The 22,187-nt window shown below is 60.7% G+C and carries 17 protein-coding genes, 3 tRNA genes and 1 pseudogene; 2 read left to right on the plus strand and 19 right to left on the minus strand.

The genetic code is table 11. The annotated features are described in order from the left end of the window. Positions 1-225: 225 nt before the first annotated feature. The 12 genes from HMPREF2808_RS09585 to HMPREF2808_RS09635 form a co-directional block, all read right to left on the minus strand. Entirely contained in the window at positions 226-852 is a 627-nt protein-coding gene (locus HMPREF2808_RS09585; protein WP_070624541.1) for an ECF transporter S component, read from the minus strand. A gap of 178 nt (positions 853-1,030) precedes the next feature. Next, on the minus strand, positions 1,031-5,026 hold the full coding sequence (locus HMPREF2808_RS09590) for a DNA-directed RNA polymerase subunit beta' (protein ID WP_070624542.1): 3,996 nt from the start codon (positions 5,024-5,026) through the stop codon (positions 1,031-1,033). 101 nt (positions 5,027-5,127) lie between these two features. Beyond that, the gene (locus HMPREF2808_RS09595; protein ID WP_070624543.1) at positions 5,128-8,607 is read right to left on the minus strand and encodes a DNA-directed RNA polymerase subunit beta; all 3,480 of its coding nucleotides are present in this window, start codon (positions 8,605-8,607) and stop codon (positions 5,128-5,130) included. 294 nt (positions 8,608-8,901) lie between these two features. Continuing rightward, entirely contained in the window at positions 8,902-9,858 is a 957-nt protein-coding gene (locus HMPREF2808_RS09600; RefSeq protein WP_070624544.1) for a cell envelope lipid trafficking protein PgfA, read from the minus strand. 120 nt (positions 9,859-9,978) lie between these two features. Further along, positions 9,979-10,323 carry a HigA family addiction module antitoxin gene (locus HMPREF2808_RS09605; RefSeq protein ID WP_246818561.1) on the minus strand — a complete coding sequence of 115 codons (345 nt, stop codon included), beginning with the start codon at positions 10,321-10,323 and terminating at the stop codon, positions 9,979-9,981. Then, entirely contained in the window at positions 10,301-10,450 is a 150-nt protein-coding gene (locus HMPREF2808_RS13365; RefSeq protein WP_246818562.1) for a type II toxin-antitoxin system RelE/ParE family toxin, read from the minus strand. The genes HMPREF2808_RS09605 and HMPREF2808_RS13365 overlap by 23 nt, the downstream gene beginning before the upstream one ends. Positions 10,451-10,575: 125 nt before the next feature. Next, positions 10,576-10,962, minus strand: coding sequence for a 50S ribosomal protein L7/L12 (gene rplL, locus HMPREF2808_RS09610; protein ID WP_010189710.1), 387 nt, complete (start codon positions 10,960-10,962; stop codon positions 10,576-10,578). 86 nt (positions 10,963-11,048) lie between these two features. After that, positions 11,049-11,570 (minus strand): 50S ribosomal protein L10, encoded by a 522-nt coding sequence (rplJ, locus tag HMPREF2808_RS09615; protein ID WP_070624546.1) that lies wholly within the window; start codon positions 11,568-11,570, stop codon positions 11,049-11,051. Between the two features lie 347 nt (positions 11,571-11,917). Further along, entirely contained in the window at positions 11,918-12,712 is a 795-nt protein-coding gene (locus HMPREF2808_RS09620) for an ABC transporter ATP-binding protein (RefSeq protein WP_070624547.1), read from the minus strand. 6 nt (positions 12,713-12,718) lie between these two features. After that, positions 12,719-13,771 (minus strand): FecCD family ABC transporter permease, encoded by a 1,053-nt coding sequence (locus HMPREF2808_RS09625; protein ID WP_070624548.1) that lies wholly within the window; start codon positions 13,769-13,771, stop codon positions 12,719-12,721. After that, positions 13,768-14,724, minus strand: a complete 957-nt coding sequence (locus tag HMPREF2808_RS09630; protein ID WP_246818563.1) for a FecCD family ABC transporter permease — start codon at positions 14,722-14,724, stop codon at positions 13,768-13,770. Before HMPREF2808_RS09630 ends, HMPREF2808_RS09625 begins: the two co-directional genes overlap by 4 nt. Before the next feature lie 111 nt (positions 14,725-14,835). Beyond that, positions 14,836-15,780 (minus strand): ABC transporter substrate-binding protein, encoded by a 945-nt coding sequence (locus tag HMPREF2808_RS09635; protein WP_070624550.1) that lies wholly within the window; start codon positions 15,778-15,780, stop codon positions 14,836-14,838. Positions 15,781-15,904: 124 nt separating this feature from the next. On the opposite strand from HMPREF2808_RS09635, the gene HMPREF2808_RS09640 reads away from it, so the two are divergent. After that, complete coding sequence (locus tag HMPREF2808_RS09640) at positions 15,905-16,699, plus strand: siderophore-interacting protein (RefSeq protein WP_070526012.1); 795 nt, start codon at positions 15,905-15,907, stop codon at positions 16,697-16,699. A 946-nt stretch (positions 16,700-17,645) separates the two neighbouring features. Here the strand turns inward: HMPREF2808_RS09640 and rplA are convergent. The 7 genes from rplA to HMPREF2808_RS09675 all read right to left on the minus strand — a co-directional run bounded on the left by rplA (position 17,646) and on the right by HMPREF2808_RS09675 (position 20,838). Continuing rightward, a complete protein-coding gene (rplA, locus tag HMPREF2808_RS09645; RefSeq protein WP_070520973.1) occupies positions 17,646-18,350 on the minus strand; it encodes a 50S ribosomal protein L1 in 705 nt (234 codons plus the stop codon). A 97-nt stretch (positions 18,351-18,447) separates the two neighbouring features. Then, positions 18,448-18,891, minus strand: a complete 444-nt coding sequence (gene rplK, locus HMPREF2808_RS09650) for a 50S ribosomal protein L11 (RefSeq protein WP_070520976.1) — start codon at positions 18,889-18,891, stop codon at positions 18,448-18,450. A gap of 165 nt (positions 18,892-19,056) precedes the next feature. Further along, the gene (nusG, locus tag HMPREF2808_RS09655; protein ID WP_070520979.1) at positions 19,057-19,962 is read right to left on the minus strand and encodes a transcription termination/antitermination protein NusG; all 906 of its coding nucleotides are present in this window, start codon (positions 19,960-19,962) and stop codon (positions 19,057-19,059) included. A gap of 139 nt (positions 19,963-20,101) precedes the next feature. Beyond that, entirely contained in the window at positions 20,102-20,428 is a 327-nt protein-coding gene (gene secE / locus HMPREF2808_RS09660) for a preprotein translocase subunit SecE (RefSeq protein ID WP_070624551.1), read from the minus strand. A gap of 25 nt (positions 20,429-20,453) precedes the next feature. Beyond that, positions 20,454-20,529 (minus strand) — tRNA-Trp (locus HMPREF2808_RS09665). A gap of 127 nt (positions 20,530-20,656) precedes the next feature. After that, positions 20,657-20,728: transfer RNA gene (locus HMPREF2808_RS09670), tRNA-Met, on the minus strand. Between the two features lie 34 nt (positions 20,729-20,762). Next, positions 20,763-20,838: transfer RNA gene (locus HMPREF2808_RS09675), tRNA-Thr, on the minus strand. Positions 20,839-21,084: 246 nt separating this feature from the next. Between HMPREF2808_RS09675 and HMPREF2808_RS09680 the strand changes: the two are divergent. Further along, a pseudogene (locus HMPREF2808_RS09680) lies at positions 21,085-22,187 on the plus strand (glutathione S-transferase C-terminal domain-containing protein); the annotation flags it as partial.

Consider the following 22,187-nt stretch of genomic DNA (forward strand, 5'->3'; position numbering starts at 1 on the left):
CCCCGCCACTCTCCGCAAGAGCTAATTTCGCCGGCAGTTAACGGTGTCCATGCATGTCACGGAGTTTCCGTAGGTAGAACTCTGTAAAGCTGCAGGCCACAGTCGGCTCCCATGTTCATAACGTTCACAGGTTTATTTAGGTTCGTAATTTGGGCCGCACATAAGTTACCCCCATCAAGGCTCCCATGGAGGGGGCTTGACGGGGGTATCAACCTGAGGTTGAATCTAAGAAGTTTTATAGAACGCCGACCGCACCGCCATGGCAAGAAGGTAGGACACCGGTGCCACGGTCACAACGGTGACGAGTAGCTGAATGACTTCGGCGCGGAATTGGAGCGCGGCAGTCCCTGGAGCGAGGTCGTGGGTGGTGAAGGTTGCGATTCCGGTAACGACCACCGCGGCAGCGCCGGACAGTGCGCCGGTAAGAATGGTGAAGCGCTTGTATTTGAAGGCGAGGAAGGCTGCCTCCATTGCCAGGGCGGTAAGGAGGATTGTTGGCCAGCTCAGCTGCTCAAAGCTCCCAACCAGCGCACGGCACAAAATGACGGTCATGACATACCCCACGAACGCCGCACCCGGCTTGCGTGTGGTCAAGGCCGCGCACAGGGCACCCATAAACTGCAGCACCCATAACGCAGAGAGCAGAGCCATAAGGTTGTCCCAACCGAGGGGAATGCCCTCCCCCGTCGCCGCTCGCTGAAAAACGGCGGCTTTTCCCCACAGCAGAAGTGCGCCCATGAGGGAGAAAGCCATGACCACAACGGCGTCAATGCCTGTCCACGTCTTAGTTTTTTCGGCAGTCACAGCCGTGGATGAATTCGTATCCTTGGAGCTCTTGTTGGCGTGGGTCATAGGTTAGGGCCCTTCTTGACAGGAGTGCTGGTGATCTACTGTGTCGTTGGCACTATTCTAAGCAAAGCCAAATAATCCCGCAGTCCAAAAAGACCCGCACCTCTTCCCCACCAGCGTGTGGCGGGGTGAAGTGCGGGTCTTGGTTTCCCTTTGCCGTTAAGGGGCTAAGGACTAGGTCCTAGAAGGTGTAGTCCTCCTCCAGCGGGACGGAAGCGCCGGTGAACTCACCGAAGCCATCGTCGCCGTAGATGGAATCACCGTAGGTCGGGATGGAGTACGCAGCATTGCGTGCGGCCTCAGTCGGCTTGACGCTGATGTTGCGGTAGCGGGAAATACCCGTACCGGCCGGGATCAGCTTACCGATGATGACGTTCTCCTTCAGACCAATGAGCTGATCCGAGCGCTTGTTGATGGCGGCGTCGGTAAGCACGCGCGTGGTCTCCTGGAAGGAGGCCGCGGAAAGCCAGGACTCGGTAGCCAGGGAGGCCTTGGTGATACCCATGATCTCACTGCGCAGCTGAGCCGGCTGGCCGCCCTCAGCAACCTGAGTGGCGTTAACCTGCTTGGCCTCAGAGAGGTCAATGAGGTTGCCCGGGAGCAGGTCGGTGGTACCGGCGTCGATGACGGTACCGCGACGCAGCATCTGGCGGATGATGATCTCGATGTGCTTGTCGTGGATAGCCACACCCTGTGCACGGTAGACGGCCTGAACCTCGTCGATGAGGTGCTTCTCCACACCGCGGCGGCCGAGGACCTCAAGCACGTCGTGCGGGTCAGCCGCACCGCGCATGAGGCGGTCACCGGTGGTGACGTGGTCGCCGTCGCGCAGCGAGCGCTCGATCATGGCGTCCGGGTTGGACTCCATCGGGCGGCGGACCTGAGCCAGGCCCTGACGCTTCGACAGCTTCTCGTAGACCACGTTGTCGGAACCGTCATCCGGGGTGATGGTCAGCGTCCAGAAGTTGCCCTCATCGGACAGGGACACGGTGCCGTCGACGGAGGCGATAGGAGCGCGGTTCTTCGGGTTACGGGCCTCGAAGAGCTCCTGAACACGCGGCAGACCGCCGGTAATATCGCCACCGACACCACCCTGGTGGAAGGTACGCATGGTCAGCTGGGTACCCGGCTCACCAATGGACTGTGCGGCCACGATGCCGACTGCCTCGCCGATATCGACGAGCTTGCCGGAGGCCATGGACTTGCCGTAGCACTTGGCACATACACCGGCCGGGGTCTGGCAGGTCAGCACGGAGCGGACCTTGATCTCCAGAACACCAGCGTTGACGATCTTGCGGCTGAGCTCCTCGGTCAGGTCAGCGCCGGCCTCGGCGATAACCTCACCGTTTTCATCCTTGACGTCATTAGCCACGACGCGGCCGGATGCGGAGGTCTCCCACAGCTCGTGCAGGTCGTAGGAGCCTTCGGCCACCTCGACACCGAGCGGGACGCGCACGCCCTGGCGGGTGCCACAGTCCTCTTCGCGGACGATGACGTCCTGCGCCACGTCCACCAGACGACGGGTGAGGTAGCCGGAGTCAGCGGTACGCAGAGCGGTATCCGCCAGACCCTTACGGGAACCGTGCGAGTTGTTGAAGTACTCCAGAACCGACAGGCCCTCGCGGAAGGAGGTCTTAATCGGACGGGTGATGTAGTCACCCTTGGAGTTCACAACCATGCCCTTCATACCGGCCAGGGTCCAGATCTGACGCATGTTACCGGCAGCACCGGACTTCACGATCATTGGAATCGGGTTGTCGTCGGGGTACAGCTCCTCGACGGCGTTACCCACGGTGTCCGTGGCGTCCTTCCACAGCTCCACCAGGCGGTCGTAGCGCTCGCGTTCGGTCAGGGCACCCTGCTCCCAGTACTTGCGCTCGATGCGCTCTGCTTCCTTCTCATAAGACTCGAGAACCTCGGTCTTGTTCGGCAGAACCAGAACGTCGTGCATGGTGATGGTCACGCCGGAACGGGTGGCCCAGTAGAAGCCCGCGTCCTTCATCTTGTCCAGAACCTGGGCAACGGTGATCATCGGGTACTTGGCAGCGAGGTCATTAATGACGTCACCCAGCAGCATCTTGTTGCCAGCGCCGCCTTTACGGACCATGACGCCCTCAAGGTACGGGTAGTTCCACGGCAGCAGGTCGTTGAACATGATGCGGCCCAGGGTGGTCTCAGCGAGCCAAGCCTGGCCCTTCTGCCAACCATCCGGGAACTGCTCTGCCTCGATGTCTGACGGCGGACGCAGGTGAGAGATGCGCACCTTGATCGGGGCCTGCAGGCCCAGAACGCCGCGGTCACGGGCCATGATGGCCTCCGCGTAAGAGGAGTACACGCCCTGCTCCGGGCGGTCCTCGGTGGCGGGCTGGTAACGGCCCTCGCCACCGATCTCGTCCTCACCCTTATCCATGGTGAGGTAGTACAGGCCGGTAACCATATCCAGGCGCGGCATAGCCAGCGGCTTACCGGAGGCCGGAGACAGAATGTTGTTGGAAGCCAGCATCAGCACGCGGGCCTCAGCCTGTGCCTCGGCGGACAGCGGCAGGTGGACTGCCATCTGGTCACCGTCGAAGTCAGCGTTGAAAGCCTCACAAGCCAGCGGATGCAGCTGGATGGCCTTACCTTCGACGAGCTTCGGCTCGAAGGCCTGGATACCCAGGCGGTGCAGGGTAGGTGCACGGTTCAGCATCACCGGGTGCTCGGAAATGGCCTCTTCGAGGACGTCCCACACCTCAGGGCGCTGGCGCTCTACCATGCGCTTAGCGGACTTGATGTTCTGCGCGTAGTCGTTCTCTACCAGGCGCTTCATGACGAAGGGCTTGAACAGCTCCAGAGCCATGAGCTTCGGCAGACCACACTCGTGCAGCTTGAGCTGCGGACCAACGATAATCACGGAACGGCCGGAGTAGTCCACGCGCTTACCCAGCAGGTTCTGGCGGAAGCGGCCCTGCTTACCCTTGAGCAGGTCAGACAGGGACTTCAGCGGGCGGTTACCCGGGCCGGTGACCGGACGGCCGCGGCGGCCGTTGTCGAAGAGCGCGTCAACGGACTCCTGCAGCATGCGCTTCTCGTTGTTCACGATGATCTCGGGAGCGCCGAGGTCGATCATGCGCTTGAGGCGGTTGTTGCGGTTGATCACGCGACGGTAGAGGTCGTTGAGGTCGGAGGTGGCGAAGCGGCCGCCGTCCAGCTGCACCATCGGGCGCAGCTCCGGCGGGATCACCGGGATAGCATCCAGGACCATGCCGGCCGGGTCGTTGCCCGAGCGCAGGAAGGCTGCAACAACCTTCAGGCGCTTGAGGGCACGCATCTTCTTCTGGCCCTTGCCGTTGTTGATGATCTCCTTGAGCTCCTCGGCCTCAGCCTCGAGGTCGAAGTTGCGGATGAGGGTCTGGATAGCCTCTGCACCCATGCCGCCGGTGAAGTAATCCTCGTAGCGGTCAACCAGCTCTTCGTAGATGGTCTCATCGATGATCATCTGCTTCGGAGCCAGCTTGATGAAGGTGTTCCAGATTTCATCGAGGCGAGCGACCTCACGCTCACCGCGCTCGCGGATGTGCTGCATCTCCTTGTCGGCAGCGTTCTGGACCTTGCGGCGGGCGTCGGCCTTAGCGCCGGCGGCCTCCAGCTCGGCCAGATCCTGCTCGAGCTTGGCAGCGCGCTCAGCGATCTCTGCCTCGACGTCATCCTCCACGTCCTTCTTCTCCAGCAGCATTTCTGCTTCCAGAGTGGACTGGTCATTGTGGCGAGCTTCCTCGTCCACGGAGGTGATGATGTTGGCGGCGAAGTAAATGATGCGCTCAAGGTCCTTCGGAGCTAGGTCCAGCAGGTAGCCCAGGCGGGAAGGAACGCCCTTGAAGTACCAGATGTGGGTAACCGGCGCGGCCAGCTCGATGTGGCCCATGCGCTCACGGCGCACCTTGGACTTGGTCACCTCGACGCCACAGCGCTCACAGATGATGCCCTTGTAGCGCACGCGCTTGTACTTACCGCAGGCGCACTCCCAGTCACGGGTCGGGCCGAAGATGCGCTCACAGAAGAGGCCGTCCTTCTCCGGCTTCAGGGTGCGGTAGTTAATGGTTTCGGGTTTCTTGACCTCGCCCTTGGACCAGCGACGGATGTCCTCTGCGGTGGCCAGCCCGATGCGGAGCTCGTCGAAGAGATTTACGTCAAACACGTAATGTCTCCCTTTCATCCCCCGTCAGGGGGAAGTTGATGGCTTTGTATGTAGGTGGTGTTTCGTTATGCCCGCCGCAGCTGAGGCGGCGGACCAAGAAGCTAGGCGATGTCTGCGTCGGAGCGCTCGTCGCGGGACAGGTTAATGCCCAGGGACGGAGCGCCGTCCATGTCATCATCGTCGGAGCCGGACAGTTCCATCGGGGTGCCGTCGGTGGAGAGAACCTCCACGTTCAGGCAGAGGGACTGCAACTCCTTGAGGAGGACCTTGAAGGACTCCGGGATGCCCGGATCCGGGATGTTGTCACCCTTGACAATGGCCTCGTAGACCTTGACGCGGCCGACCACGTCATCGGACTTGATGGTCAACAGCTCCTGCAGGGTGTAGGCGGCGCCGTATGCCTGCATTGCCCACACCTCCATCTCACCGAAGCGCTGGCCACCGAACTGCGCCTTACCACCCAGCGGCTGCTGGGTAATCATGGAGTACGGACCGGTGGAGCGGGCGTGAATCTTCTCGTCGACGAGGTGGTGCAGCTTGAGCATGTACATGTAGCCGACAGAAACCGGGTACATGTACGGCTCACCGGAGCGGCCGTCGAAGAGGCGGGCCTTGCCGTGCTCATCCACCATGACGTCACCATCGCGGTTCGGCTTGGAGGAGGCCAACAGGCGAGAGATCTCCTCGTTGGTGGCACCGTCGAAGACCGGGGTTGCGGTGAGAGACTCTGGCGGGACGTCGTAAAGCTCTTCCGGCAGGGTCTTGAGCAGCTCGGCGTTGGCCGGGTCCTCGGTGTCGATCTTCCAACCGGCGTGTGCCAGCCAGCCGAGGTGAACCTCGAGAACCTGGCCGATGTTCATACGACGCGGCACACCGTGGGTGTTCAGGATGATGTCCACCGGGGTGCCATCCTCCATGAACGGCATATCCTCCGGCGGGAGAATCTTGCCCACAACGCCCTTGTTGCCGTGGCGACCGGCGAGCTTATCGCCATCCTGGATCTTGCGCTTCTGAGCCACGTAGACGCGGATCATTTCGTTGACGCCCGGGGCCAGATCGTCGTCATCTTCGCGGGAGAAGCGGGAAACGCCGATGACCTTACCGGTCTCACCGTGCGGCACCTTCATGGAGGTATCGCGCACCTCGCGGGCCTTCTCACCGAAGATGGCGCGCAGCAGGCGCTCCTCCGGGGTCAGCTCGGTCTCACCCTTCGGGGTTACCTTACCGACGAGGATGTCGCCCGCGCGGACGTCGGCACCGATGCGGACGATGCCGCGCTCGTCGAGGTCACGCAGAACGTCATCGGAGACGTTCGGGATCTCGCGGGTGATCTCCTCCGGGCCCAGCTTGGTATCGCGAGCATCGATCTCGTGCTCCTCGATGTGGATCGAGGTGAGGATGTCCTCCTCCACGATGCGCTGGTTGAGGATGATGGCGTCCTCGTAGTTGTGGCCTTCCCACGGCATGAAGGCAACCAGCAGGTTGCGGCCGAGGGACATCTCACCGTTGTGGGTACCGGGGCCGTCTGCAAGCACCTGGCCCGCCTCGACGCGCTCGCCCAGGGACACCAGCGGGGTCTGGTTGTAGTTGGTGTTCTGGTTGGTGCGCTCGAACTTGCGCAGCATGTAGGTATCGCGCTGGCCCTCGTCATCCATGATGGTGATGAGGTCCGCGGTGACGTTCTCCACCACGCCCGCCTTCGGGGTGATGATGAGGTCACCAGCATCGTAGGCAGCGCGCTGCTCCATACCGGTGCCCACGTACGGGGCCTCGGAGCGCACCAGCGGCACGGCCTGGCGCTGCATGTTCGCGCCCATGAGGGCACGGTTAGCATCGTCGTGCTCGAGGAACGGAATCATGGCGGTAGCCACGGAGACCATCTGGCGCGGGGAAACGTCAACGTAGTCAACGCCGGCGGCATCGGTCACGCCGATATCGCCGTCCTTGAGGCGGACCTCGATGCGGTCGCCGGTCAGGGTGCCATCGGCATCCTTCTCAACCTCAGCCTGCGCAATGGCGAAGCGATCCTCTTCATCGGCGGTGAGGTACTCCACCTGGTCGGTGACCTTGCCGTCCACAACCTTGCGGTACGGGGTCTCGATGAAGCCGAAAGCGTTCACGCGAGCGTAGGAAGCCAGCGAGCCGATCAGGCCAATGTTCGGGCCTTCCGGGGTCTCAATCGGGCACATGCGGCCGTAGTGCGAAGCGTGAACGTCTCGCACCTCAATGCCGGCGCGCTCACGGGACAGACCGCCCGGGCCCAGCGCAGACAGGCGGCGCTTGTGGGTCAGGCCGGACAGGGAGTTGTTCTGGTCCATGAACTGCGAGAGCTGGGAGGTACCGAAGAACTCGCGGATGGCAGCAGAAACCGGGCGAACGTTAATCAGGGAGGTCGGGGTAATCGACTCTGCATCCTGGGTAGTCATGCGCTCGCGGACGACGCGTTCCATGCGGGACAGGCCCACGCGGACCTGGTTCTGAATGAGCTCGCCGACGGTGCGCAGACGACGGTTACCAAAGTGGTCAATGTCGTCGGTGTGGATGGAAATCATCTCACCGTTCGGGGCCTTCATCTCACGCTCGCCGGCGTGCAGGCGCACGAGGTACTCGAGGGTGACGGCGATGTCTTCCTCGGTCAGGGTCATCAGACCGTCGTGGTCTCCGCCCAGGCCGAGCTTGCGGTTGACCTTGTAGCGGCCCACCTTGGCCAGGTCATAGCGCTTGGCGCGGAAGAAGGAGTTATCCAGCAGTGCCTGCGCGAGGTCACGCGTGGGCTGCTCGCCCGGGCGCTGCTTGCGGTAGATCTCCAGCAGAGCCTCATCGGTGTTGGCCACGCCATCGGACTCGAGGGTGGACATCATGAGCTCGGAGAAACCGAAGCGCTCCTTAATCTGCTCCTCGGTCCAACCCAGGGCCTTGAGCAGCACGGTCACCGGCTGGCGGCGCTTGCGGTCGATACGAACGCCGACGGTGTCGCGCTTGTCGACGTCAAACTCCAACCATGCACCGCGGGAAGGAATGACCTTCACGGAGTGTAGAGGGCGCTCGGTGGACTTGTCGATGGTCTGGTCGAAGTAGACACCCGGGGAACGCACGAGCTGCGAGACAATAACGCGCTCGGTGCCGTTGACGATGAAGGTGCCCTTCTCGGTCATCATCGGGAAATCGCCGATGAAGACGGTCTGGGACTTAATCTCCTGGGTGTCGTTATTGATGAATTCTGCGGTGACGTACAGTGGCGCCGAGTAGTTGATGTCCTTCTCTTTGCACTCGTCCACGGTGTTCTTCACCGGCTCGAAGCGAGGCTCCGACAGGGACAGGGACATGTTGCCCGAGTAATCCTGGATCGGAGAAAGCTCCTCGAGGATATCCTCAAGGCCGCTCGTCACGCGTGCGTCTTCGCCGCGCTCTGCCTGCTCGCGCTCGCGCCACTCGGGGGTGCCGATGAGCCACGCGTAAGAATCGAGTTGTAGATCGAGGAGGCCCGGGACGGCGATAGGCTCGCTGATTTTAGCGAAGGAGTATCGCTTCGGGGCTCCAGGGATGTTGGCCACTGACTTGGTCTGGCGGGAGACTGCCAAGATGGGTCCTTCCAGTACCTCTGGCGGATTGCGGCCCCACCCTGGCCGGTGAGGTACAAAACCGCTGGTAGATTTAGCATTCGGTCTGCTGTGGAATGACTGGGTTTAGAATGCACAAAATCACCTTGTCAAGTCGGTTTTACCATCACCGCTCGAAAGGCTAAATGTGCACCAAAGATCCAGATTCCAGCGCAACGAAATAGCCTATAGCATAACGGCAGCCTTGTAAAGGCGAAACTCGCTATTGGCGTGTCGCTCCGGAGATCTGCACGCGCGGGCCTCTAGCACGCGCGGCTAGCGGGCGTGACGGCTGGCGGGGCGGCGGAAAGCGCCCAGCGCCCCGAGCAACACCAGAAGTGCGCCGATTCCGACGCCGCCCCAGCGCACCCACTGCCCCACAGCACTGCGCGGGAAGCGCTCAGCTTGCTGGAGCAACTCCGCGCGGGATTCTTCGTCGGTAGCACCTTGAAACGCGAACTGCACCTCGCGCTCGTTGCCCTCACGGTCAGCCCAGTAGTCCCGCACGTCAATGTCCAGGCCCACGACGAGCCCGGTGGCCTGATCTACAAAGAGGTCCCGCGTTGCAGCGTGGAAGAGGTAGCCCTGCTCGGTGGAGCCATCCTCATTGCTCAGCGTGGTGGTCGTGGTACCGGCGTAGAGGGTAGCCACGTTGGTGGGCTCAATCTCCTGGCGGTAGCGGTAGACCGTGCGGCCGTCGATGTCGAGGGATTCTTCGAAGACGGCGTCGGCCGCCTTGCGCAGGACCGGGTCGAAGACCGGATAGGTGGTTTGCTCGGCATCGGCGGGCAGCTTCAGCCAGTAGCCTTCGACCGGCACCTCCGCCGTGGGCGAGCCCATGGTGTGGGAGAGTGCTGCCGGACCCGTGGCCTCACCACTGAGGCGATCGACGGGATAGTTCCACACGCGGGCAAAGCTTAAGTCCTCTACGTTGCCCGTGCCGCCGCGGATGGCGGACTCCCCCACCCGCAGCGTTGCGGTGTCCTTATCCGCCGGATCCTGGATGTCCATGTTGAGCTGATAGGTCATCGGCCCCTCGTACTGCGTAACACCCTCCGCGGACAGCGCCTGCGCGGTGGCGTTCTCATCCTGCATCGTCCACGTGGTGTTCTCAATATCCAGCGGTAGGCGCGGGCTAAAGCTCAAGAAGCTCGACGCCGCCAGGCCGGCTGCTATCAGCGCAACGCCGAGGCCGAGCAGGAGGACGGAGAAGATGCGGGACTTGGGCAGCATGGTGGCTTATCCTACCGATTCGTTTGTTCAAAACACATTTCCCTGGAGGGTGCGTTTCAGATTTATGGGACTGCTTTGAGGGGCGGCTCCCACCTCGCATTGAGCTCGAATAAGCGAATTCTACGAACGAGAGTCAGCGTCTTTTTTGTGATTCCACGGAACGATGTCGCTGACATCGGTGGTCTGGCGAGCTTTCCACAGATCGTATTCCTCTTGGAGTCCGAGCCAGAACTCCGCAGAGTTTCCAAAATAGGCCGACAAACGCAAAGCCATATCGGCACTGATACCGAGCGTACCGCGAGTAATTTTAGAGACTTGAGAGCGAGTAGTGCCAATGTCGTTGGCCAGGCGATACTGGGTAATTCCGCAGGGTTTGAGGAATTCTAGGAGAAGGATTTCTCCGGGGTGCGGAACGGGAACAACATCAACATGAGTATGCGCGTCAGTGGTAGTCGATAAAGTCAACGTCAACAGCTCCTTCGGGTGTCCACTTGAATATGATGCGCCACTGCGAGTTGACGCGAATTGAGTAGTAGCTCTCAACCCCACGCCAATAGTGTCTCTCTTTGACCCTAGTGTCAAGACCTGACACGCAATCCTTAGAATCCGGGGCCGGACCCAACAAAACGGGAACAACCCCGCACCGCAAGAAAGCGGAACGGGGTTGTTGGTGCGCAGCGAGTGTGCTGTGCGGGAAAGCTGAGTAATTCAGGTGAATTACTTGAGCTCGACGGAAGCGCCAGCCTCTTCGAGCTTAGCCTTAGCAGCCTCAGCGTCATCCTTGGAAGCACCCTCGAGGATAGCCTTCGGAGCACCCTCAACGAGCTCCTTAGCTTCCTTCAGGCCCAGGCCGGAGACGATCTCGCGGACAGCCTTAATAACGCCGATCTTCTTAGCGCCAGCGTCGGTCAGAACGACGTCGAACTCGGTCTTCTCTTCCTCAGCGGCACCGCCGGCAGCCGGGGCACCAGCAGCAACAGCAGCAACCGGAGCAGCGGCCTCAACGTCGAAGACCTCCTCGAACTCCTTAACGAACTCGGAGAGCTCGATGAGGGTCATTTCCTTGAAAGCTTCAATGAGCTCGTCCTTGGTGAGCTTAGCCATGATTGGCATCCTTTCTCATTGTTCCTGGCCGCGCTAGGCAGCCAGATAAGTGTGTGTGTTTAAGTTGTGCGCCTGTAGTTGGCGTCTTAAGCTTCCGCAGCCTTCTTGTCCTGCAGGGCCGCAGCGGTGCGGACCATCTTGGTTGCAGGAGCGTTGAATACGGCGGCAGCCTTTGCCATAGAACCCTTCATGGCGCCAGCCAGCTTTGCGAGGGTGGTCTCGCGGTTGTCCAGCTTGGCGATGGCCTCAACCTGGTCGGCAGACAGAGCGTTGCCGTCCATGTAGCCACCCTTGATAACGAGTGCCTTGTTGTCATCAGCGAACTTGGTGATGACCTTCGCAGCATCCACTGCCTCGCCCTTGATGAACGCAATAGCGGTCGGGCCAGTCAGCTGCTCGTCAAGACCCTCGATGCCAGCTTCGTTGGCAGCGATCTTGAAAAGGGTGTTCTTGGCGACGGAGTACTCAACGTCAAAGCCGAGGTTGTTACGCAGCTCCTGGAGCTGACCCACGGTCAGGCCACGGTACTCGGTAAGCACGATGGAGTTTGCACCCTCGAGCTTTTCCTTCAGTGCCGCCAGGTCTGCGGTGTTCTTCGGGTTTGCCATTTTCTACTTCGCCTCCTTTCGAAACATCTCTTGTGTTTTCCGCCGGGGCCTTCCCTACTCCGCTTGCCCGATGGACAACCGAAATAACAAAAGCCCCGTGCAAGAGCACAGGGCGCGCGCGGAAATCCGCGCTTATTCGCAAAGTGTCTCCTGCGTGGGCCGCCCTCTAGGATGAGGAACCTTCGATCCGGGTGTCCGGATGACCGACGGTCTTCGGTGAACTTTGACTCGGCCTCAGGGGCCGTTCAAACTTCGCTAGGTACTTTACAACCCGACCTGCCACAACTCCAAATCGCTCCACTGGGAGTGTCCTACTCAGCCTCGTGTATGAGCATTTCTAGTCACTTCTAGTCACTGAGCACCCCACGCGGAACGATGACGGGGGCGTCGCTGCGCGGGTCCTCCCAGATCTCGACGTCGATGCCATAGGCGGCTGCCAGCACCTCTTTCCGCAACGCCTGGCGAGGACTCCCCTGCGCGAGAACCTCGCCGTTGTTCATGACCACCATGGTGTCGGAGTACTGGCCGGCCAACATAAGATCATGCAGCACGACGACGACCGTTTTCCCGGCGTCGGCTTGCTTGCGCACGAGCTGCAAAACGCTGATGGCATGGGCTGGATCAAGGAAGGTTGTGGGTTCGTCGAGAAGCAGCACTGGCGTGTCCTGCGCCAAGGCCAGCGCGAGCCAGACCCGCTGGCGCTGGCCGCCCGAGAGCGCCGCGATATCACGGTCGATGAAGTCCGTAATGCCAGTCTCCACGCAGGCCTGCGCGATGATGTCGCGGTCCTTCGCGGATAGGCCCCGACCGCGGCCCAGGTGCGGGTATCGGCCCCGTGCGACGAGCTCTCCCACTCGCAGCCCATCCGGCGCCGTCGGCTGCTGCGGAAGGAGCGCCACGTGGGCTGCTGCTTCTTTCGAGCTCATGGCGTGCACGTCCAACTCGCCGATGTGCACGCTCCCCTGGCGCGGGCGAAGAATCTTAGACAAGGTCTTCAGCAACGTGGACTTGCCGCAGCCATTCGGCCCAATGAGCGTGGTGATTTCGCCCGGACGGGCCACCAAGTCAACGCCCGACAGGATGTCTTCCCCGTCCTTATAGCCGGCATGAATACCGGCGGCCGTAATTACTCTGTCTTTCACTAGCTTTTATCCTCTCCGCCGCGCGGCATTCCACACCAAGATGACCAGGGCGCACCCTCCGATGATGGAGGAGACGGCACCCACCGGAGCGTCCATCGGCAACGCCCCAGCAATGACAGCGCATGCGCTCAACAAGGCAGCGCCAGCGGCACACGAAACCAGCGGCACAGGCGTGGGCGTCCGAGCAACAATGCGCCCTACATGCGGGGCCAGAAGCGCGATGAAACCAATGGGACCGGCCACGGACACGGTCACCGCGCAGATACCCGTAGCTGCCACCAGCAGCAGCGCGCGTGTTCGCGTGATGTTGACCCCGAGGGAAAGGGCCGAAAGATCATCGTGTGCAAGGAGCGGCAACTCCCGAGCGCACCACAGGCCAAGCACCACGAAAGGAGTCAACCCCACAAGCAAAGGGAGAATGACCTCCATCCGCACAAAGCCCGTGGTTCCCGCCAGCCACAGCTGGGATTGCGCCGCGCGGAGGAGCTCGGCTGCGCGCAAGAGATACGCCACCAGCGCTTGGAACAACAAGGAGAGCGCGATTCCGACGATGACGATGCGGTTGCTCGTGCCGATTCCCCCAAGCGCCACCAGCAGGATGGCTGCCAGCACGGCTCCCAGCAGCGCGAGTCCGGCCCGCCACCAGAACATGGAGAGCCCGTCGGCAAGCAGCGGCCGAGAGAACACCGTTCCGAGGACCACCATGACGGACGCGCCGCCAGTCACGCCAAGAATGTCAGGCGAGGCCAACGGATTGCGCGACATTGATTGCGTCCATGACCCCGCTAGTCCGAGCGCGGCACCCACGATGAGGGTCGCTAGCGCTACGGGCATGCGCAGGTCCCAGACAACCCGAATCTCGCTTCGGCTTCCCCCGCCGTTGAGAATCTCGAGAACCTGCCCCGGGCTCAAGGCCACAGGGCCCTGTCCCAGCAGGAGGACATAGGAGCTTGCCGCGACCACAACAAAGAAACAGGTGGCTCCCCACATCCATGCCCGGCGCTGCCGCTCTTGGGAACGCAGATGCTTGGCGACGTCCCCCTTCACCCGCCCATTCATAGCTTGTGCTCCCCACGGTGTACGGCCCAAATGAGAAATGGTGCGCCCACAAAGGCCAAGACGATGGACATCTCCAGCTCAGAGGGGCCCGCGATGAGGCGGCCCAGAATATCCGCAGCGAGCACGGAGCAACCACCGAGCAACGCGGCAGGAGCAATCATCGCGGTAACTTCTGGCCCCGTAAACCGGCGCAGCAGATGGGGGATGGCAAACCCGACGAAGGCAATGGGACCTGTTGCCGCAGTTGCGCATCCTGCTAGAACAACGATGCTCAAGGCAGCGCCGCGCCGCGCCAGCGTGGGAGAACCGCCTAGAGCAACCGAGGATTCCTCCCCCATTGCCAGAAGATCGAGCGGTCGCGCCACGCGTGCGGCGATGATAAACCCGATGAGCAATCCGGCACCTGCGATGGCGACATCCTCTGGTCCCCGCCCAAACGTAGAGCCGATGGTCCACCGGCGCATGCTGTCGAGGACATCCGTGGAGTACAGGCCGATCAGCATGGCGCCAGAACTCAAGGCAGCAGCAACTCCTGCGCCCACTAGGACCAGCGTCAGGGGATCCTGAAACCGCCGGGATACACCCAGCACTAATGCTGTGGCCAGGCCGGCGCCTACGAGGGCGAGCGCGGTCCGCATACCGGTTGAGGTGGCGATACCTAGCGCCGTGCCGAGGGCAACCAGGAACGAAGCTCCCGCAGTAATACCAATGAAGCCCGGATCGGCCAGGGGATTTCTAGTCCAAGACTGAGCGATAACACCCGATACCGCGATTGCTGCTCCCGCGAAGTAGGCCACGAACGTGCGGGGGATACGCAAATCCCACACGATATTCTCGATATCTGCTTCGCCTCCGCGGAGGAGGGCAGAAAACAGATCAGGCAACGGGATAGCCCTCGAGCCCACCGCCAATGAGCACAGTAGAAGGAGGAGGGTCGACACCACTAGGGCCATGGTGAGCAGTGCACGGCTTCTCCCCCTCGAATCCAGCGCGACTGCCGTGCCACCGTGGCGCGCACCCGCAGCACCGTGGATAGCGTCAGCCTTCCTCGGTAGCGCGAGCACTTAGAGCTTCTCTTCGAACTTGTCGACGGCCCACGGAATAGTCAGCGGGTTCGGCATGCTCATCGCATTACCGGTGTCCGTGTCCAGGTAGCGAACGCGACCATCCTTAACAACGTCTAGGCCTTGGAACGTGGAATCCTTCTTCAGCTCATCGGCCGCGCCGTTGTAGTCCAAGACGAACAGGTAGTCCACGTCGTTGAGCTGGGAGTAGTTTTCTGGTGCGTAGTCCACGAAGAAGCTGGAACCATCGCCCTGCAGTTCCTGTGGGATCTCAAAGCCCAGGTTCTCAATGAACTGGCCGCGGCCGTCTTCTGCCGTGTAGAGACCCAGCTTCCCGTCATAGGGCATGACGATGGCTGCTCGCTTGCCCTCCAGCTCCGGGTGGGAGTCCCTGAACTGCTCAAAGGCGTCCTCCGCTTGGTCAATGAGCTTCTCGCCCTCCTCTTCCTTATCCACAGCAGCGGCGATGGTCTTGACCTGCTCCTCCCAGGGGATCTGCCAGTCCTCGAAACCTTCTGGCTTCACGGTCAGCGGGGCGATATCCTCGAGGGATTTCTTTGCCTCCTGGTCCACTGCCTGGTTCACGGCGATGATCTGCGTGGGATCCGAGGCAGTGACCTGTTCAAGAACCTCGGCCGTGAAACCGGAAGCGGTGTTATAGATGACCTCGGGCTGTGCATCTCCCAAAAGCTCCTTCGCCCACGGGCCAACTCCGGAGCCATCGCCGTCGCCTTGCGAACCCCACGGCGCCACAGCAACGGGAGTGATTCCGAGTGCGAGTACGGTATCGGCGTCACCCAGCCCCAGGCTGGCAACCCGCACCTCCTCAGCACTGCCTGCAGCGCCGTTGTCCTCGCCGCTTCCGCGCGAGCACCCCGTCAGAGCAATCGCTGCCGCCGAGACAATCGCGAGCACGGCTTTCGCGCGCCGATGGATAGCAACCATGGAATAAACCTTTCCTTCAATGGGAACGAGCGGACAAGCGTTCGCACCCCTAACCTATTTGAGGCTAGCCTAACCTCTGCTTTATCATGGATTCAAATTTCCCTTATACCTAGGAACAATTCCTTTGACGAATCACCGCTTATTACCCGTCACCCTCACGGGGAACACCCGCCTCAAGCCGCGGCTGCACCGCCTTACTTTTCACTCGCCCGCCTTCGGCTCCTACCCCCTAGCCGGGCCTGATGAGTATTTTGGCCTCCTCATGCCCCAGGACGGGCAGGAGTTTTTCCCCTTCCCAGTAGAGGATGCCAATGTGCGCGCCGCCGCCACTGGATTGCCCGACGACGTCCGCCCGGCATTGCGGTGGTACACAATTCGCAGGCTCAACCATAAAACCTGCACCATCGATGTCGATGTGGTGACCCATGGCGATAATGGCCCGGGCTCGCGGTGGATCCTTAAGGCCCAACCCGGGGATACCGCTGGACTTTATACCGGGCAAGCACGGTGGCAGGCCCCTAAGAAGTCACAGTTGCTACTCGCGGACGCCTCCGCTCTTCCAGCACTGTGGCACATCCTGGAGCACTACGAAGCCTCTTCACCGGAAACCTTGGACAGCGTCGACGTCGTTGCCATGATTGCGGACGACGATGAAATTGAAGACGGCTTTGAAAAGACGTGGCGCGGAAAGGTTCGCTCGCTCACCATGATTGTCGCTCCACACGACGAACACAGCGCACGCGCCGTTCAGCTTCTTAGTTCCCGTTTCTCCGCGGATACAGCGCCGGATTCGGTGTGGGTGTCCGGCGAAGGGGACCTGGCGAAAGCAGTGCGCTCGATAGCCGTGCATGACTGGGGTGTACCGCGCGAGGATGTCATCTGGTCCGTGTACTGGATGAAAGGCAAGCCGCGGCCTTAAAGCGGACTTCGCATGCATCTAATCCTTTTAACCGGCAGTGGATAGCCGGTGTATAACTCGGTGCGCTTCCACATGGTTCCCACCAGAAGGTTCCCGTCAAGAGGTTTCAGTCAGAAGGTTCACTTGCCCCCAAACGAACCTTCCTCGCTACCCCAGATGGTTTGTTTGCCCCCAAGAAAACCTTTTGACTAGAACCATCTACATCCAGCGTCCGCGTTTGCCCTAGGCCTGATGTATCTCCGCTTAAGTCCACGGCGTGGAGCACCTGACTTGGGACACACAGCACAACGCGGGTCCCGGTGAAATCCGGAACCCGCGTTGTAAGGGGTCTTGTCTATCAGACGGTTTCTCACGCCGCCCGCCCTGCAAGACTCAGGGTGTTCTCTCTATCTCTCATGCGCCTCTCTCAAACGCACAAGAATTAGTATGCAGCACTTTCCTTATAAGGCCATCGCACTTTACTGCCAATTACCTGTCAGTGAAACCCAGTCGCTTAACCTGCATATACGAAGGCTTTCCGATTGAGGCCATGGGCGGATGAACAACGCCACTCCTACCGCTGCTACCTAGTGTTATTCGGCGGTGAGATGGGATACTTCCGTACTGAATTGACCTAAGTCAGGAGGGCGTCCTACAAAAGGCATCTGACTACAGGCATCTGGTAAAAGGCGTCTTTGGGTCTAAAACGCCATCTGCAATGAGTAAAAGGCGTTTTCCGCCGTGAAAACGCCTTATGACTGATGCCTTTTATCAGACACCATTTGTCCGATGCCTCTAGCACGTCGATGGAGGCACGCAGACGTTGCGAGTTACAAGAAGAACAAAGAATGTAATCCGTTTCGCGAAGATGCGCGTAGTGCTCTGCAGCCAAGCGCAGGTGAAGCATAGGAAAAGGCCCCGGCTCACGAATGAGCCGAGGCCTTTACGCCGTTAACACAGACATCAATTAGTCGGTGTAATTCTTCTCCACGGAAGCATCGACCGGGATGCCCGGGCCGGAGGTGGTGGAGATGGTGATCTTCTTGGCGTAGATGCCCTTAGCGGAGGACGGCTTCAGACGCAGGATCTCGTCGTACAGCGCGCCGTAGTTCTCGGCCAGCTTCTCAGCGTCGAAGGAAGCCTTGCCGATGATGGCGTGCAGGTTGGAAGCCTTGTCAACGCGGAAGGAAATCTTACCGCCCTTGACGTCGGCCACAGCCTTGGTCACGTCAGCGGTCACGGTGCCGGTCTTCGGGTTCGGCATGAGACCACGCGGGCCCAGGACGCGGGCAACGCGGCCAACCTTGGCCATCTGATCCGGGGTGGCGATAGCAACGTCGAAGTCGATGTTGCCCTCGTTGATGGCAGCGATCAGCTCTTCGGTGCCCACGATGTCGGCGCCAGCAGCCTTAGCGGCCTCAGCCTTGTCGCCCTCGGCGAAGACGGCCACGCGGACGTCCTTACCGGTGCCGTGCGGCAGGGAAACGGTGCCGCGAACCAGCTGATCAGCCTTGCGCGGGTCAACGCCGAGGCGGAAGACAACGTCGACAGTAGCGTCGAAGTTCTTGGAGGAGGTCTCCTTGGCCAGCTTGGCAGCCTCGATCGGACGGTACTGACGGGAGCGGTCTACCAGCTCAGCGGCAGCCTTGTATGCCTTGGACTTGGTGCTCATAAGTGCAATTCCTTTTCTTGGATTGATGTGGTGATAGCGGGCCGAAGCTGGCCCTGCCACGCGCGATACAGAACGTATCGCGCATTAAATTGAATTATTACTTAGCCGGGATGCCGTCAACGGTGATGCCCATGGAGCGAGCGGTACCAGCAATGATGCGGGCGCCGTTCTCGATGTCACGAGCGTTGAGGTCCTCGAACTTGGTCTGTGCAATCTCCTTGCACTGATCCCAGGTCACGGAGCCAACCTTGTCGGTGTGCGGGACGCCGGAGCCCTTCTTGATGCCAGCGGCCTTGAGCAGGAGCTTAGCTGCCGGCGGGGTCTTCAGCTTGAAGTCGAAGGAGCGGTCCTCGTAGACGGTGATTTCCACCGGCACGACGTTGCCGCGCTGTGACTCGGTCGCAGCGTTATAAGCCTTGCAGAACTCCATGATGTTGACGCCGTGGGCACCGAGTGCCGGGCCGACCGGCGGAGCCGGGTTAGCAGCGCCTGCTTCGATCTGGAGCTTGATCAGGCCAGTGACCTTCTTCTTGGGAGCCATCGAATTACCTCTTTCCTGTGGTACCGGAGTGCCGCCACGATGAATAACAGCGCCCCGTCCGGATGCTCACGCGTTGTGGGCCACCGGAGGATGAACGTTTGAACATGCGCAAAAGCGCACGGCGTTCAAGTTTAGAACACCGTGCGCCCAGCTCAAAATCGCTTTTTAGGAGATGCGCTCGATCTCCGTCGGGGACAGCTCCACCGGGGTCTCGCGGCCGAAGATGGACACCAGGCCCTGCATCTTGCCGGTCTCCGGATCGATTTCGGAGATGGTGGCAGATACGGAAGCCAGCGGGCCGGACAGGATGGTGACGGCCTCGCCCACCTCGAAGTCGTGAGCATAAGCCTTCGCGGCCTCCTTCTCCGGCATGGCAACAACCTGTTCGCCCTCGGAGTCGGCGGCGGAAGCCTCCGGGGAGACCGTCGTGTCATTCGGCATGAGGAACTTAGCCACGTCGCGGATCTTCACCGGGGTGGCGTTGCCCTCGTTGCCCACGAAGGAGGTCACACCCGGGGTATCACGGACGACGGACCAGGCAGCGTCGTTAAGCTCCATGCGCACCAGCACGTAGCCCGGAAGCAGCTTGCGCTTAACAACCTTCTTCTTGCCGTCCTTCTTCTCCAGAACCTGCTCGACCGGCACGACGACCTCAAAGATGGAATCCTCCACCTCAAGGGTCTGGGCGCGCATGTCCAGGTTGGTCTTCACCTTGTTCTCGTAGCCGGAGTAGCACTGGATGATGTACCACTTGCCCGGCTGCTTCTTCAGTTCGCGGGTGAATGCGCGCAGGCGGGTCTTGTACTCAGCGTCGGCGGCAGCGGCATCTGCTTCAGCGCTTGGCGACGTCTCCCCCGCTCCCTCAGCCTCAGCCTCGTCCGAGCCGCCGCCGAGGGCGGCCTCCGCGGCCTTGGTAGCAGCTTCCTTCTCGGCGGCTTCCTTCTCCTCGGCGGACAGTTCCTCCTGCGGCTGCTGGGTTTCCTCAGTAGCCTCGACCGCTTCCGCGGCCTGTTCCTGGACGTTATCGATCATGGCCTGCTCGAGGGAGGTGCCAGTGTTTTCTTCGCTCATTGTCTGCTACTCCAAATTGGTGTTCATTCTTCTAGTCCCCAACCAGGTTACCCGGCGGGACTAGGGCAAAAAGTATCCCGCCGTTTCCCCTAGTCGAGCTAGCGGGAAGGCGGCGGGATGAAAGTATGAGATTAGTGTACTAAGGCGCGAGGATTGCTTCAACTCCGAGGCCAGTCAGCGTGTCCACGCCCCACACTAGGGCGGTAAGGACAATAAGGAACGCGAAGGTCACCAGAACATACTGCAGCATTTCCTTGCCGGTAGGCCAGACAACCTTCTTCAGCTCGGAAGCAACTTCACCCGGGAAGGAGCCGACAGATCCGCCGAAAGAATCTTCCTTCTTATCCTCGACGCGCACAACGCGCTTGTCGGTGTAGGAATCGGTAGAGGTGGTCGCTGCGCCAGAGAGCTGACGCTTGCCGGTTGGGCGCGGGGCCCCGGTGCTCGGCTGCTTTTCATCGCTCACGGCGATTCCCTCCTTGGAAGTGATGTGGCAGGGGCGACAGGACTCGAACCTGCAACCTACGGTTTTGGAGACCGTTGCGCTACCAATTGCGCCACGCCCCTTTGCGTGCCCTTTTGGGACAACGCACAACCCTACCAGAACGGTGATTCCCCATGAAAACCACGTGCCGTATAAGGCTGGGAGTCGGTAATGAAAAAGCGCCCGTGCGCGGGCGCTTTTCTTTCCCGGTAGCGATGGCGAGAATTGAACTCGCGACACAGCGATTATGAGTCGCTTGCTCTACCACTGAGCTACACCGCCATATTCACTTTCTGAAAGCCTCCAGAAACATGAATGGAGCCCCCTGACAGAATCGAACTGTCGACCTTTTCCTTACCATGGAAACGCTCTGCCGACTGAGCTAAGGGGGCACAGCCTCTTAGAGTCACGGAGTTTCTCCGCTGTGCTCTCGTTGAAGCCTTGAAAAGATTAACCCGAAACGCTTAAACAACACAAATCGCCAGCACACCATCGGTTTTTAAGCGCTTTTTAGACGCACAAACTCCATACCCAACAACCCCTTTGTCGCACTCGCGGCAGTTCACCTTTTGCCACCCACATGCCGAATCCAGCTATTGTTGACGTATCAAATACTTTGTCGGCCACAGGGAGCAAGCATGACTACTGGCATCCAGAATGATCAGTCGAAGGACTGGGCCGGGGACGCCCAGAACGCCTCGACGGAGGGTGAATTCAAGCGGGATACCAACTACATCGGTGACCGCATTCTCGCCTCCATCACCAGCAACGAGCCACAGCCCGCCAACGACGGAAGCGGAGAAACCTTGCACTGGTCGGTGCGCCCCCACCGGTATCGCCTCATCGCAGCGCGCGCCTGCCCGTGGGCACACCGCGCAGTCATCGTTCGGCGCTTGTTGGGGTTGGAGGATGTCATCTCCTTAGGTTTGGCGGGCCCGACCCACGACAAGCGCTCCTGGACATTTGACCTCGACCCAGGCGGCGTCGATCCCGTGTTGCAGATCCCCCGCCTGCAGGATGCGTATTTCACACGCTTCCCGGACTACCCACGGGGAATCACCGTGCCAGCACTGGTGGAAGAGTCCACTGGCAAAGTCGTGAGCAATGATTTCAACTCCATGGTTCGGGACTTTCAAACGGAGTGGACCGAGTTCCAGCGAGAAGGCGCACCCAACCTGCTGCCGCCGCCCGAGCAGCAGGAGGAGATGGAGGAGATCAACGACTTCATCTTCAGAAAGCTCAACAACGGCGTGTACCGCGCGGGATTCTCCGCATCCCAGGAGGCTTATTAGGAGGCTTATGCGGAAGTCTTCGAGGCCCTCGACTGGCTGGAGGAGCGGCTAGCCCACCGCCGCTTCATCATGGGCGAGCACATCACGGAAACCGATATCCGGGCATACACCACCCTGATCCGCTTTGACGCTGTCTACCACGGCCATTTCAAGAGCAACCGGAACAAAATCAGCGAGATGCCCAACGTTTATGGCTACTTACGCGAGCTATTCCAGCTCCCCGGCTTCGGCGATACCACCGACTTCACCGAGATCAAGCAGCACTACTACATCGTCCACCGCGAGATTAATCCCACCCAAGTGGTACCGGCTGGTCCCGACCTTAGTGGCTTGGCACAGCCCCACGGCCGCGACCATCTGCCGGGCGCTCCCTTCGCCGAAGACGTAACCCCGCCCAGTGCCCTGCCTAAGGCCGAGCGGCTGAAAAATGCTACGGCCTTCCAGCGAGA

The organism is Corynebacterium sp. HMSC078A10 (assembly GCF_001811565.1).
Taxonomy (GTDB): Bacteria; Actinomycetota; Actinomycetes; order Mycobacteriales; family Mycobacteriaceae; genus Corynebacterium; species Corynebacterium hesseae.